The sequence below is a fragment of the Streptomyces sp. YJ-C3 genome, from assembly GCF_053891275.1.
In genome coordinates this window covers 2,143,257-2,157,119 of sequence record NZ_CM132685.1, presented here as the reverse complement: position 1 = coordinate 2,157,119, position 13,863 = coordinate 2,143,257, and the positions used below count along the sequence as shown (strand labels likewise).

Genomic DNA, 13,863 nt, shown 5'->3' with positions numbered 1-13,863 from the left:
GCCTGCGTGAGTACGTGCGCGACCGCCTCCCTGGATCTTGACGAACCACTCGCGGGGACCGCGGCCACCGCCCGGACCTGGCTGCTCATCGAGCAGCCGGGCCCCTGGGGAGCGAAGGCCCTGACCTCCAGCCATCTCGATCCTGAAGTGGGCCGCGCCCTGGAGACCGCGGCCGACGGCACCGGGGTGCGCGTCGCACTCGTCCGGCGTCCCGGACGGCACGCCGACTGTCACCACGCGGCCCGTCGCCGCGTGTATGTCGCCCACACCGCTCCCGGAAACGCATGGCTGCGCAGCGCCATCGTCGAAGCGCCCGAAGACTTGTTGCGGCTCGACTTCGCCGCGCTGGGGGCCGGTGAGCACAGCGGCTTCGGTGACCTCTACGAGGGCGCTCCGCTCGCGCTCGTCTGCACCAATGGAAAGCGGGACCGCTGCTGCGCTCTCCTGGGGCGGCCCTTGGCTTCGGAACTGGCCCTCTCCGGAGAGGAAGGCGTCTGGGAGGTCACCCACCTCGGCGGACATCGCTTCTCCCCCACCCTTCTGGTGCTGCCGTACGGCTACGCCTACGGAAGGGTCACGGCAGCCGACGTGAAGGAGATCCTGGAGGGAGTGCGCGCCAAGCGGATCGTCACCGACGACTGCCGCGGCAGCTCCGCCTGGGACCGCCCGGGCCAGGCCGCGGAACTGGCGGTGCGCCGCGCGGCCCACGAGTACGGCGCCGACGCCCTGGATGTCGTACGCACGGATGTCCTCGCGCCTGCGGAGGGCGTCGCAGGAGCAGAGGCCACGGGGAACGACGTGTCGCGCTGGGAGGTGACCGTCGCGCACACGGACGGACGCCATTGGTGCGTGACGGTCGCCCAGGGTGCGTCGCTGCCTCCGCGCCCGGAGAGCTGCGGCGGTGCTCTCGGGTCACCGGCCCGTATGGATGTCGTGGCTGTGCGTGAGGTTTCCGCGGCGCTCGGCTGACGCGGCAGGCAGCGCAGGAGATCCGCGCCACAAGGGCCTCGATCGGGGGCGGAAGGGCCCGTACCGTTCGTCACCATGAGCCCGATCTCGCCCGCCCGCCGCCGACGCTTCGGTCTGCCGAGGCGCATGTTCGCGCAGGTGCTGCTGATGCAGGTGGCGATCGCCGCGGGGGTGGCCGTGCTGGCGACCGGACTGTTCCTGGCGCCGCTGAGCGACCAGCTGGACGATCAGGCGATGCGGCGCGCCCTCGCCATCGCGCAGACCACGGCGGCGCAGCCGCAGATAGCCGCCGACCTGCAGTCCTCACGTCCGTCCGCCCGGGGTCCCGTACAGGCCGAGGCGGAGCGGATCCGGCGGGCCAGCGGCGCCGAGTACGTCGTGATCATGAACAAGGATGGGGTGCGCTGGTCGCACACCGACCGCGACCAGATCGGCGAGGTCGTCTCGACGGACCCCAGCGACGCGCTGGCGGGCCGCGAGGTGATGGAGATCGACGACGGTACCCTCGGCCGCTCCGCGCGCGGGAAAGTGGCGCTGAGGGGCGCTGACGGGGCCATCGTGGGCGCGGTGTCGGTCGGCATCGAGTACGACAGCGTCCGCGCACGCCTCATCCACGCGATCCCGGGCCTGTTCGCCTACGCGGGCGGGGCGCTGGCGGTGGGCGCGCTCGCCGCGTATCTGATCGCGCGGCGCGTGCAGCGGCAGACGCGCGACCTGGCGTTCTCGGACATCTCCGCGCTGCTGGCCGAGCGGGAGGCGATGCTGCACGGCATCCGGGAGGGCGTCGTCGCGCTGGACCGGGCCGGGCGGATACGGCTGCTGAACGACGAGGCCCAGCGCCTGCTCGGCCTCGACGCCGAGGCGATCGGGCGGTCCCTGGACGACGCACTGGGCCCCGGTCGGACGGCGGACGTCCTCGCGGGCCACGTCACCGGTACCGACCTGTTGACGGTGCGCGGCCAGCGCGTCCTGGTCGCCAACCGGATGCCCACCGACGACGGCGGCGCCGTCGCGACCCTGCGCGACCGTACGGAGCTGGAGCAGCTGGGCCGCGAACTCGACTCCACACGCGGCCTCATCGACGCCCTGCGCGCCCAGGACCACGAACACGCCAACCGCATGCACACCTTGCTGGGGCTGCTGGAGCTGGAGATGTACGAGGAGGCCGCGGAGTTCGTCGGTGAGGTGGCGGACGCGCACCGGGTCACCGCGGAGCAGATCACCGAGAAGATCCAGGATCCGCTGCTGGCCGCGCTGTTGGTGGGCAAGGCGACCGTCGCCGCGGAGCGCGGCGTCGCCCTGGGGATCTCGGCCGACACCGAACTGCCGGACCGGCTCGTCGATCCGCGCGGACTGGTCACGATCGTCGGCAACCTGGTGGACAACGCCACGGACGCCGCCGCGGGTTCGGGGCGGCACGCGCGCGTGGAAGTGACTTTGCGGGCGGAGGGCCGTACCGCTGTCCTGCGGGTGCGCGACACCGGACCGGGGGTCCCCGCCGATCAGCGGGAGTCCGTCTTCGTGGAAGGCTGGTCCACGAAGGAGCCGCCCGCGCACGGGAAGCGCGGCATCGGGCTCGCCCTGGTACGGCGGTTCGCCGAGCGGCAGGGCGGCACGGCCGAGGTGTCGGCGTCGCCCACCGGGGGCGCCGAGTTCGTCGTCGTGCTGCCGGAAGCCTTCACCGAAACCGTTCCGAGCGCGGCCCAGGAGGTCCGATGATCGAGGTCCTGGTCGTGGACGACGACACCCGCGTCGCCGACGTGAACGCCGCCTATGTGGCGAAGGTGCCCGGTTTCCGTGTGGCCGCCACGGCACACAGCGCTGCCGAGGCCCTGGAACGGATCGAGGACCTCCGGGTCGATCTGGTCCTCCTGGACCACTACCTGCCGGACGAGACGGGCCTCGACGTCGCCCGTACGGTCCGCGAGCGCGGCCACCAGATCGACGTGATCATGGTGACCGCGGCGCGCGACGTGGCGACCGTGCAGGCCGCGATGCGGCACGGGGCCCTGCAGTACCTGGTCAAACCGTTCTCGTTCGCAGGGCTGCGCGGCAAGCTGGAGGCCTACGCGACGCTACGCCGCACCCTCGACGGCGGGGGCGAGGCCGAGCAGGCGGAGGTCGACCGGATCTTCGGCGCACTGTCCGCCACACCGGCGCCGGATCTGCCCAAGGGGCATTCCCCGACGACGGCCGAACTCGTACGCAGAGCCATGATGGGTGCCGAAGGCCCGCTCTCCGCGCAGGAGTTGGCCGACCGGACCCGGCTCAGCCGCCAGACCGCCCAGCGCTACCTGAAGCTTCTGGAGCGCACGGGGCGGGTGCGGCTGAGCCTGAAGTACGGCGACACGGGGCGGCCCGAGCACCGGTACGAGTGGGCGGCCGCCAGCCTCTGAGGGCCTGGATACGTCGGCTCAGACGGCTCCCGCGCCGGTCAGCGCCCGCACCTCGGTCTCTGCGTGCTTGGCCTCGTCCGGCGGCTCGGCGGAGGTCACCGTGCCCAGCCAGCCGGCCAGGAAGCCGAGCGGGATGGAGACGAGCCCCGGGTTCTCCAGCGGGAAGAACTGGAAGTCCACTCCGGGGAACAAGGACGTGGGGCTCCCGGAGACCACCGGCGACAGCAGGACGAGCGCGAGCGCCGGCACCAGTCCGCCGTACACGGACCACACGGCCCCACGCGTGGTGAAGTTCCGCCAGAACAGCGAGTACAGCAGGACGGGCAGGTTGGCGGACGCGGCGACGGCGAACGCCAGGCCCACGAGGAACGCGACGTTCAGATCGCGCGCGAGCAGTCCGAGCCCGATCGCGAGCGCGCCGATCCCGGCCGCGGCGACACGGGCCACCGCGACCTCGCTGTGCTGCTTCCCGCCACGCCGGCGCAGTGACGCGTACAGGTCGTGCGCCACGGATGCCGAGGAGGCGAGGGTGATCCCGGCGACGACCGCGAGGATCGTGGCGAAGGCGATCGCGGCGACGATCGCGAACAGCACCGTGCCACCCGTGGAGTCCGGGCCGCCGCCGAGGTCGAGGGCGAGGAGCGGGACGGCCGTGTTCCCCGCGGCGTTCGAACCCCGGACGGCGGCGGAGCCCACGATGGCGGCCGCGCCGAAGCCCAGCACGATCGTCATCAGGTAGAAGCTGCCGATGAGCCCGATGGACCACACGACCGAGCGGCGGGCGGCCCGCGCGGTCGGCACGGTGTAGAAGCGCGACAGGATGTGCGGAAGGCCCGCTGTGCCGAGCACGAGCGCGAGGCCCAGGCTGATGAAGTCGAAGCGCGCGGTCCAGCTCCCGCCGTACTTCAGACCGGGCACGAGGAAGTCGGAGCCGTGCCCGCTGCGCGCCGCGGCCGTGCGCAACAGCTGGTTGAAGTCACCGTGGAAGCGCGCCAGGACGAGCACCGTCAGGGCGATCGTCCCGCCCATGAGCAGGACGGCCTTCACGATCTGGATCCACGTGGTGGCCCGCATCCCTCCCAACGACACATAGATGACCATGAGCGCGCCCACACCGACGACGGTCCACGCCTGTGCGTTCCCGCTCTTCCCGCCCAGCAGCAGCGCCACCAGGCTGCCCGCCCCCACCATCTGCGCCACCAGATAGAGAACGGACACGGTGACCGAGGAAGTTCCCGACGCGATGCGCACCGGACGCTCCCGCATCCGGGCCGCCACGACGTCGGCCAACGTGAACCGGCCGCAGTTGCGCACCAGTTCGGCGACCACGAAGAGCACGACGAGCCAGGCGACGAGGAAGCCCACCGAGTAGAGCAGGCCGTCGTACCCGAAGAGCGCGATCAGCCCGGAAATGCCGAGGAAGGAAGCGGCCGACATGTAGTCACCGGCGATGGCGAAACCGTTCTCCATCGGTGAGAAGAGTCGTCCGCCCGCATAGAACTCTTCCGCCGAACCCTGCCGGTTGCGGCCCACCCAGGTCGTGATGCCGAGCGTGACCGCCACGAACGCGCTGAACAGAACCAGCGCCAAGGTCTGATGTGTGCCGGTCACCGACGGTCTCCTTCGCGCTGCGCCGAACCGTTCTCATGGCCGGCCCCTTGTGCACGTGCCGTCCCGTTCGTCCGCGCGGAACCGTTCATGCGACCGAGGTCGTTGATCCCACGAGTCATCTCCTGCGTGTCCCACCGCAGTTCGAGCGCGAGCCGGTCACGGCGCAGCCGGGCGTGGCGCGCGTACAGCCACGTCAGCAGGAACGTGCTGGCGAACTGACCGAGGCCCGCCACCATCGCCACGTTCACGGCCCCCGCCACCGGCCGGGCCATCAGCGCGGGCGCACTCGTGGCGGCCACGATGTACGCGACGTACCAGGCGAAGAAGATCGCGACCGCCGGGACGACGAACCTCCGGTAGCGCCCGCGCACTTCCTGGAAGGCGGCGCTGCGCTGCACCTCCAGGTAGACCCCCGCCGCGCTCCGCTCCCGGTGCGCGGGCTGGGCGGGCACGGCGGGCGTCGGTCCGCCCGTGCCGTCCCACTCGCCCCACCCTGAGGCCAGCGCGTCGTACCAGGGATCGCCCATGCCACCGCGATCACCGGCCCGGGGCTGCGCCGTCTCGCGCCCGTCCTGCTTCTCCACCGAACTCTCCTTGTCCGCGGCCCACTTCGGCCGCGTGCCCAAGGATGGACAGAATGGGAAGATCCCGGACTCTCCTCGCAAGCCCTTCACCCCATTAGGTGATGGACCTTCCCGGCGGCTTCGCGAGTCCGTGCCGGTACGCGTAACGGACCGCCTGGGCCCGGTCCTTGAGCCCGGTCTTCGCGAACAGATTGTTGATGTGGGTCTTCACCGTGGCCGTCGAGACATGCAGCACCCGGGCGATCTCCTGATTGGTCAGCCCGTCGGCGATCAGCACCAGGACCTCCGCCTCCCTGGCGGTGAGGCCGTCCGGCGCCTCCGCGGGCCCGGGCGGGGCGGCCTCGGGCTGCGACAGTCTCTCCAGGAGCCGTCGCTGGATCTTCGGCGAGAGTCCCGCATCACCGGACAGCACTCCCTCGACGGCCCGGACGATCTCGTCCCCGTCGGCGTCCTTCGTCAAGTAGCCGCGCGCTCCCGCCCTGAGCGCCGGAAAGAGCGAATCGTCGTCGGCGTACGTGGTCAGGATGACCACCTGGGTCCTGGGATGCTCCGCGCGGATGCGTCGGGTCGCCTCGACCCCGTCGCAGCGCGGCATGCGCAGGTCCATCAGGACGACGTCCGGGTCCAGCTCGGCCACGAGCTCGAGCGCCTGCTCCCCGTCTCCCCCGGCGCCGACCACCTCGATCCCGGGCAGCAGCCCGAGCAGCATCACGATGCCCTCGCGCACCACCGTCTGGTCGTCGACCACCACCACGCGGGCCGGGGGCCGCCCCGCGCCGGCCTGCGCCTCCGCCCCGCTCACAGGGGAACCTTCAACGTGACCACAAACCCCTCCTCGTACGGCCCTGCCTCCAGCGTCCCGCCCAGCAGCTCGGCACGCTCCCTCATCCCCAACAGACCGTAACCGGAGCCACTGACAGTGAGCTCCCCCTGCGGTCGGGACGCTCCCGAGTCCCGTATTTCCAGGGCCACTTCACCCACGCCGTACTCCAGCCGCATGCGCGCCGTCGCACCCGGAGCATGCTTGCGTACGTTCGTCAGGGCCTCCTGAGCGACTCTGCGCACGGCCTGGGATGCCTCCGCGGGCAGCGGCCTGCGCGTGCCGGACACGGCGAGCGAGGCACCGTCCGAGGACGCGACCAGCTCCTGCAGGAAGTCCTCCAGCGGCGTCATGTCGCCGCGCAGCGCGGACAGCGCGTGCCGGGTCTCGGCCAGCCCGTCGCGGGCCATGCCGCGTGCCGCCACGACCCGGTCCAGGATCTGGTCCCGGTCGGCGCCGCGCTCGATGAGCAGCCGGGCCGCCTCCAGGTGCACGAGCTGGGCGGAGAGGCTGTGGGCGAGGACGTCGTGGATCTCCCGGGCGATGCGGGACCGCTCGGCGAGCGCCGCCGACTCGGCCTCCGCGGCCCGGGCCGCCCGCTCCTGCACCAGCAGCCGCTGGGCACTGCCCCTGGCTTCGGCGTCGAGGCGCAGCACGTACCCGGAGAGGCAGAGCCCCACCGCGACGACGGTGGTGGTCAGCCACGCGTCGTCGTTGATGAGCACAAAGCCGGTGAGCGAGACCGCGGTGGCGGGCACGGCGGCGGCGAGCGGCATGCGCTCGAGTGCGGTGACGGCGCAGCCGCACCACAGCACGACGGCCGGCCCCGGGAATCCGACCTGCTGAGCGCCCAGCGCGATCAGCAGGAGGGCGGCGAGGAGTCCGAGCGAGGGCCACAGCCGGTGATCGAGGGTGGTGCGGAAGAAGGCCCACGCCGCGGCCACGGCGCCGGCCAGCCCCACCAGCGCTGCGGCGAGCGCCCCATCGGTGACGTCCCGCTGGGTGACCGCGGTCCACACCAGGATCGCGATCGCCACCAGCCGGACCGTCCCGGCCAGCAGTCGGCGGGCGCGCGTCAGCCCCTCACGGGAGAGTGCCTCCCGTGAGGGCCACGTCGTCCAGTGGCTCTGCCTCACCTGCGGTCCTCCCAGGCCGGCTGCGCGAGAGGCCCAACGTACGCCGACCGCAGACCGCCGGCCCGCCACATCAGGAGGCCGGAACGGATCAGGAGAGAGAGGGCGAAGCCCAGCATGAGCGCGGAGCTGCCGAGATGGACGCCCATCAGCAGGCCGATGCCGACCAGGGCACCGCGGGCCGCGACACCGCCGAACCAGGTGCCGGCCGTCGCCATCGTGCCCTTGGTCCACACGTCGCCCTGCTCGTCGGTCCAGACGCGTGTCGTGAACGCCCAGCCGATGCCGATGCCGATGCTGACCAGCAGCTCGACAGCGAGCAGGACCACCGAGCCCGTCATGTGGTGCGGGTCGGCGAGCGAGCCGTTGCGCAGCGCGACGAATCCGAGGATCGCGGGGAGCAGCCACCACTTGCGGTCCATGGACAGGCGCTCGGTCCTGAACTGGCGTACGAGGACCAGTGCGACGGCAGCGACGATCACCAGGACATCGGTGAACCCGGACATGACGGCCTCCGTGGAGCGGTCGGGAGCGGAGTGGTTCAACGCCTTCGACGCTACGGAAAATGGCAGGTCAACAGATCGGAGCCGGGGTGGATCGCGGGTGGATCATGCGGCTCCACCCGTGGGTGGAGCCGCCCGGTGCGGGGCCGCGCCGAACTGCGCGGCCCGTACTACGCGTCGATGCGCGAGCGGTCGAGCGTCGCCGCGGAGCTGCTGATGAACTCCTTGCGCGGCGCCACGTCGTTGCCCATCAGCAGATCGAAGACCTGCTCCGCGGCGTCCAGCTCACCGATGTTGATCCGGCGCAGCGTGCGGTACCGCGGGTCCATCGTGGTCTCGGCCAGCTGGTCGGCGTCCATCTCGCCCAGACCCTTGTAGCGCTGGATCGAGTCCTTGTACCGCACGCCCTTGCGCTGCAGTTCCAGGATCGTCTCCCGCAGCTCGCGGTCCGAGTACGTGTAGACGTACTTGTCCTGGCCCTTCTTCGGCTGGACCAGTTCGATGCGGTGCAGCGGCGGCACGGCGGCGAAGACGCGGCCGGCCTCGACCATGGGCCGCATGTAGCGCTGGAACAGTGTCAGCAGCAGGCAGCGGATGTGCGCGCCGTCGACGTCGGCGTCGACGAGCAGGATGATCTTTCCGTAGCGCGCCGCGTCGATGTCGAAGGTCCGGCCGGACCCGGCTCCTATGACCTGGATGATCGCGCCGCACTCGGCGTTCTTCAGCATGTCGGAGACGGACGACTTCTGAACGTTGAGGATCTTGCCGCGGATCGGCAGGAGCGCCTGGAACTCCGAGTTCCGGGCGAGCTTGGCGGTGCCGAGCGCGGAGTCTCCCTCGACGATGAAGAGCTCGCTGCGCTCCACGTCGTCGCTGCGGCAGTCCGCGAGCTTCGCGGGCAGGGAGGACGACTCCAGAGCCGTCTTGCGGCGCTGCGCGTCCTTGTGCTGACGGGCCGCGATACGCGTACGGGCGGCGGCGACGGCCTTCTCCATGACGGCCCGGGCCTGCCCCTTGGCGTCCCGCTTGGTGGACGTCAGGAACGCCTTGAGCTCCTTGGCCAGGACGTTGGCGACGATCCTGTTGGCCGCCGAGGTGCCCAGGACCTCCTTGGTCTGGCCTTCGAACTGCGGCTCCGCCAGGCGCACCGTGACGACGGCCGTGAGGCCCTCCAGTGCGTCGTCCTTGACGATGTCGTCCTCGGCGACGCGCAGCAGCTTCTGGGTGCGCAGCACCTCGTTCATCGTCTTCGTGAGCGAGCGCTCGAAGCCGCTCACGTGGGTGCCGCCCTTGGGGGTGGCGATGATGTTGACGAACGACTTGATGGTCGTGTCGTACCCGGTGCCCCAGCGCATCGCGATGTCGACACCGAGCTCGCGGGTGACCTCGGTCGGCGTCATCTGGCCGTGCTCGTCGAGCACGGGGACGGTCTCCTTGAAGGTGCCCTGCCCGGTCAGGCGGAGGACGTCGCAGACCGGCTTGTCCTGGGCCAGGTACTCGCAGAACTCGCTGATGCCACCGTCGAAGCGGAAGGATTCCTCGCCCTTGCTGCCCCCGTCACCGAGGCCGAACTCGTCGCGCACGACGATGGTCAGCCCCGGCACCAGGAAGGCGGTCTGGCGGGCCCGCTGGTGCAGGTTCTCCAGGGAGAGCTTGGCGTCCTTCAGGAAGATCTGCCGGTCCGCCCAGTAGCGGATACGCGTACCGACTCGGTTCTTCGGGACCTTCTTGACCTTGCTCAGTCGCGCCGAGGGGTCGAAGGGTGCGTCGGGACCGGGCTTGGAGAAGGCACCGGGGACACCACGCCGGAAGCTGATGGCGTGCGTGTGTCCGCCGCGGTCCACCTCGACATCGAGACGCGACGACAGCGCGTTCACCACCGAGGCGCCCACGCCGTGCAGACCGCCGGAAGCGGCGTAGGAGCCGCCTCCGAACTTGCCGCCCGCGTGGAGCTTGGTCATGACGACCTCGACCCCGGAGAGGCCGGTCTTGGGCTCCACGTCCACGGGGATGCCGCGGCCGTTGTCCCGCACCTCCACGGAGGCGTCGTCGTGCAGGATCACCTCGATGTGGTCACAGAAACCACCGAGGGCCTCGTCGACGGCGTTGTCGATGATCTCCCAGAGGCAGTGCATCAGACCGCGGCTGTCGGTCGAGCCGATGTACATGCCCGGACGCTTGCGTACGGCTTCGAGCCCCTCGAGGACGAGAAGGTGCCGCGCGGTGTAGTTGGAACCGTCCCGGTCTGCTCCGGTCAGCAGCGCTGTGGACGGCACGGACGTTTCGGCGGTCACGCGGTTCGCTCCTCGCTGAATTTCAGATGGGGCCCTTGTGGGTAAAGGGCCGGCGTCGGTCGCCCGTCAGAGGGTACCGAGGCCTGGTAGAGCCGTTGTAACGCCACCCTCACCTCAGCCCAGACTAGTCCAAGGTCGCATGAGTGTTCGATCCCTCGATTGAGTGAAGCACACATCACGTTCCCTTCCAGGCATGAACCATTTAGGCTCCGGGCACGTCCTCATGAACAACCGGCAACCCAGCCGGGGAGGACCGACCTGACGGAACGCGCGAACCCGTAAGACACGTAAGAGACGCAATACGGCACATTCGCCGCCACCCGGCAGCAGACAGCCGGTCTCGAAGAAATTTTTCGAGGAAAAGCCGCGAGCGGGAACGTTTTCGGCCTGGTTGGATGTTGACCCTGGTACGACAGCTCGTCGAGCTAGAGAAGAGGCGACGTGACTACTGTTCTGACCCCCGCGAGCCCGCTGACGGCCGCTGACCGCTGTGACCGTTGCGGCGCCCAGGCTTACCTGCGCGTCGTTCTGATCAGCGGTGGTGAACTGCTCTTCTGCGCCCACCACGGTCGCAAGTTCGAGCCGGAACTCAAGAAGATCGCCGCTGAGATACAGGACGAGACGGAGCGGCTCACCGCCGTTCCGGCAAGCGCCGAGACCGAGGAACGCTGACGCCTCGCACCCACGACGAGCCAGCTCCGGCATCAGGCCGGTCATCGGGCGGCCCTCCCTGCACCCAGGGAGGGCCGCCCGTCCTCGTATCCGTCAGCCGTGCTGGCGCAGCACCCTGAGGACATCCGAGACCCTGGTGTAGACACCGGGGCTCCCCGCACGTCCACAGCCGCTGCCCCACGACACGAGGCCGATGAGCCGCCCCTGGGCGACCAGCGGGCCGCCGCTGTCCCCCTGGCAGGCGTCCTTGCCGCCGTCCGGCTCACCGGCGCACAGCATCGACGACGGCAGATACCTCCCGTCCGAACTGCCCGGGTAGGCCTGTTCACAGACGGAGTCGGCGAGCACCTGCACCCGTGCCGCGCGCAGTGTGCGTGCGTAGTCCCCCGCACCGGTCGTGTCGCCCCACCCGTAGACGGCGGCTCCCGTCCCCGGCCGGTAGGCGGGGTCGCCCTCGTCGGCCATCGGGATCACGTATCCCCCGGGCAGCGGTGTGGACAGTGTGATGACCGCCACATCGCCCGAGTTGGTACGGCCGTCGTAGTCCGGGTTGACCCACGCGCCCCGGACCGGGATCTCGGCGCCCTCGTCCGCGCGGAGGTCGTTTCTGCCGGCGATCACCTTGAGGTCGCGCACTTCGTCGCGCGGCGCTCCGAGTACGTCCTCACTCAGGCAGTGCGCCGCGGTGACGACCGTCGACCGTGCGACGACCACTCCCCCGCAGAACTGTCCGGCACGCGTACCTCCGAACCGGTCACGACTGGCGAGCGCCACCGTCCATGGGCTGTCGGACACGTGGACCTGACTGCCGCCGACGATGCCGTCATCGGCGGCCGCGGGCGCGGACGAGGCCAGGGGCAGCGCGGCTGCCGTGGCCAGCGCGGCCAGCGGCGCGGTCAGCGCTCTCGCGAAGGGACGTCGCATGCGGTCTCCTCACTCTGGGTTGCTAAGGCACACCCAGAGTGTTTCAGCGGTTCGCTCCGTGCACCGCGAGGATCCACCCACGGCCGCGTACGCCGAAGGCCCGGCCTGCCCCGCGAACGGGGCCGTGCCGGGCCTTCAGAGAGCCGTACAGCGGCAGTGACTAGTCGAGGTAGTCGCGCAGGACCTGCGAGCGCGACGGGTGGCGCAGCTTCGACATCGTCTTGGACTCGATCTGGCGGATGCGCTCACGCGTCACGCCGTACACCTTGCCGATCTCGTCGAGGGTCTTCGGCTGACCGTCGGTGAGACCGAACCGCATGGAGACGACGCCCGCCTCGCGCTCGGACAGGGTGTCGAGCACGGAGTGCAGCTGCTCCTGGAGGAGCGTGAAGCTGACGGCGTCGGCCGGGACCACGGCCTCGGAGTCCTCGATGAGGTCACCGAACTCGCTGTCGCCGTCCTCGCCCAGCGGGGTGTGCAGGGAGATGGGCTCACGGCCGTACTTCTGGACCTCGATGACCTTCTCGGGGGTCATGTCGAGCTCCTTGGCCAGCTCCTCCGGGGTGGGCTCGCGGCCCAGGTCCTGGAGCATCTGGCGCTGCACGCGCGCGAGCTTGTTGATGACCTCGACCATGTGCACCGGAATACGGATGGTGCGGGCCTGGTCGGCCATCGCGCGGGTGATCGCCTGACGGATCCACCAGGTGGCGTACGTCGAGAACTTGTAGCCCTTGGTGTAGTCGAACTTCTCGACCGCGCGGATCAGACCGAGGTTGCCCTCCTGGATGAGGTCCAGGAAGAGCATGCCGCGGCCGGTGTAGCGCTTGGCCAGCGAGACCACCAGACGGAGGTTGGCCTCCAGGAGGTGGTTCTTGGCGCGGCGGCCATCCTCGGCGATGATCTCCAGCTCGCGCTTGAGCTTGGGGGCGAGCTTGTCGGCGTTGGCCAGCTTGTCCTCGGCGAACAGGCCGGCCTCGATGCGCTTGGCGAGCTCGACCTCCTGCTCGGCGTTGAGCAGCGGGACCTTGCCGATCTGCTTGAGGTAGTCCTTGACCGGGTCGGCCGTGGCACCGGCGGCGGCGACCTGCTGCGCGGGCGCGTCGTCCTCGTCGTCGTCCGACAGGACGAAGCCCTGGCCCTCGGTCGGCTCTTCCTCGCCGGCCTTGCCGGTGGCGGGGGTCTCCTCGGTCGCCTCGTCCTCGAGGAGCTCGTCGTCCTTCTTGCCGCCCGCCTTCTTGGCGGTGGCCTTCTTGGCGACCGTCTTCTTGGCGGTGGCCTTCTTGGCGACTGTCTTCTTGGCGGCCGCCTTCTTGGCCGGCGCGGCTTCCTCGGAGGCGGCCTCGGCGGCCGTCGGCTCGGGAGCGGTCGTGGCGGCGACCTTCTTGGCGGTGACCGTCTTCGCCGCAACAGTCTTGGTGGCGGTGCGCTTGACCGGACTCTTGGCTGCAACGCTCTTTCGGGGACGCTTGGGCTCAGCGGCACTGACCATCAGCGTCACACCCTCTTCCTCGAGGATCTGGTTGAGGCTGCGCAGAACGTTCTTCCACTGAGTGGCCGGAATCTGGTCGGCTTCGAACGCACGGCGCACGTCATCGCCGGCGATCTGGCCATCAGCCTTTCCCCGCTCAATGAGCGCCATGACAGAGACGGACTCGGCGATCTCCGGCGGGAGCGTACGGGATGTGCTGGCCGACACGAACAACCTCTCGGAACGTTGGAAAACGGCTTCCGGCCCCGTCCTGTGTGGACCGGAGCCGACGACCGCCGACTTGGGGATGGGCCGACGGCGCGGGCGGGGGCCGGGGAGATGGACAGCGCCACGAACGGCTGCTGTATTCCCTCCTCGGGTGTCACCTCTTAGGTCATCGCGTTGCCCCGAGGAGCGTTACGCCCAATCCGCGTGGCCCGAGTCACACCCCGTAAGCGGTCAAAAACTGACGGATACGGGCAGAGCCGG

The 13,863-nt window shown here is 70.2% G+C and carries 12 protein-coding genes; 4 read left to right on the top strand and 8 right to left on the bottom strand.

The genetic code is table 11. The features are described from left to right. The first annotated feature begins 6 nt into the window (after nt 1–6). The 3 genes from ACVHNB_RS09560 to ACVHNB_RS09550 all read left to right on the top strand — a co-directional run bounded on the left by ACVHNB_RS09560 (nt 7) and on the right by ACVHNB_RS09550 (nt 3,365). Nucleotides 7–969, top strand: coding sequence for a sucrase ferredoxin (locus tag ACVHNB_RS09560; RefSeq protein ID WP_456227812.1), 963 nt, complete (start codon nt 7–9; stop codon nt 967–969). A gap of 75 nt (nt 970–1,044) precedes the next feature. Continuing rightward, nucleotides 1,045–2,688, top strand: a complete 1,644-nt coding sequence (locus ACVHNB_RS09555; protein ID WP_428951826.1) for a sensor histidine kinase — start codon at nt 1,045–1,047, stop codon at nt 2,686–2,688. Continuing rightward, a complete protein-coding gene (locus tag ACVHNB_RS09550; RefSeq protein ID WP_456227811.1) occupies nt 2,685–3,365 on the top strand; it encodes a response regulator in 681 nt (226 codons plus the stop codon). The genes ACVHNB_RS09555 and ACVHNB_RS09550 overlap by 4 nt, the downstream gene beginning before the upstream one ends. Nucleotides 3,366–3,383: 18 nt before the next feature. On the opposite strand, the gene ACVHNB_RS09545 is transcribed toward ACVHNB_RS09550, so the two are convergent. The 6 genes from ACVHNB_RS09545 to ACVHNB_RS09520 all read right to left on the bottom strand — a co-directional run bounded on the left by ACVHNB_RS09545 (nt 3,384) and on the right by ACVHNB_RS09520 (nt 10,310). After that, nucleotides 3,384–4,976 (bottom strand): solute symporter family protein, encoded by a 1,593-nt coding sequence (locus ACVHNB_RS09545; RefSeq protein ID WP_428951828.1) that lies wholly within the window; start codon nt 4,974–4,976, stop codon nt 3,384–3,386. Beyond that, a complete protein-coding gene (locus tag ACVHNB_RS09540) occupies nt 4,973–5,560 on the bottom strand; it encodes a DUF485 domain-containing protein (protein WP_428951829.1) in 588 nt (195 codons plus the stop codon). Before ACVHNB_RS09540 ends, ACVHNB_RS09545 begins: the two co-directional genes overlap by 4 nt. A 94-nt stretch (nt 5,561–5,654) precedes the next feature. After that, nucleotides 5,655–6,362, bottom strand: a complete 708-nt coding sequence (locus ACVHNB_RS09535; protein WP_456227810.1) for a response regulator — start codon at nt 6,360–6,362, stop codon at nt 5,655–5,657. Then, the gene (locus ACVHNB_RS09530; protein WP_456227809.1) at nt 6,359–7,516 is read right to left on the bottom strand and encodes a sensor histidine kinase; all 1,158 of its coding nucleotides are present in this window, start codon (nt 7,514–7,516) and stop codon (nt 6,359–6,361) included. The genes ACVHNB_RS09535 and ACVHNB_RS09530 overlap by 4 nt, the downstream gene beginning before the upstream one ends. Beyond that, the gene (locus ACVHNB_RS09525) at nt 7,513–8,058 is read right to left on the bottom strand and encodes a DUF1453 domain-containing protein (RefSeq protein ID WP_428951832.1); all 546 of its coding nucleotides are present in this window, start codon (nt 8,056–8,058) and stop codon (nt 7,513–7,515) included. The genes ACVHNB_RS09530 and ACVHNB_RS09525 overlap by 4 nt, the downstream gene beginning before the upstream one ends. 128 nt (nt 8,059–8,186) lie before the next feature. Beyond that, on the bottom strand, nt 8,187–10,310 hold the full coding sequence (locus ACVHNB_RS09520) for a DNA gyrase/topoisomerase IV subunit B (protein WP_428951833.1): 2,124 nt from the start codon (nt 10,308–10,310) through the stop codon (nt 8,187–8,189). 441 nt (nt 10,311–10,751) lie between these two features. Between ACVHNB_RS09520 and ACVHNB_RS09515 the strand changes: the two genes are divergently transcribed. Further along, nucleotides 10,752–10,982, top strand: coding sequence for a DUF7455 domain-containing protein (locus tag ACVHNB_RS09515; protein ID WP_207826496.1), 231 nt, complete (start codon nt 10,752–10,754; stop codon nt 10,980–10,982). 93 nt (nt 10,983–11,075) lie between these two features. On the opposite strand, the gene ACVHNB_RS09510 is transcribed toward ACVHNB_RS09515, so the two are convergent. Both ACVHNB_RS09510 and ACVHNB_RS09505 read right to left on the bottom strand, forming a co-directional pair. Then, nucleotides 11,076–11,906, bottom strand: coding sequence for a S1 family peptidase (locus tag ACVHNB_RS09510; protein WP_428951834.1), 831 nt, complete (start codon nt 11,904–11,906; stop codon nt 11,076–11,078). Between the two features lie 160 nt (nt 11,907–12,066). After that, nucleotides 12,067–13,602 (bottom strand): RNA polymerase sigma factor, encoded by a 1,536-nt coding sequence (locus ACVHNB_RS09505; protein ID WP_428951835.1) that lies wholly within the window; start codon nt 13,600–13,602, stop codon nt 12,067–12,069. Nucleotides 13,603–13,863 lie beyond the last annotated feature (261 nt).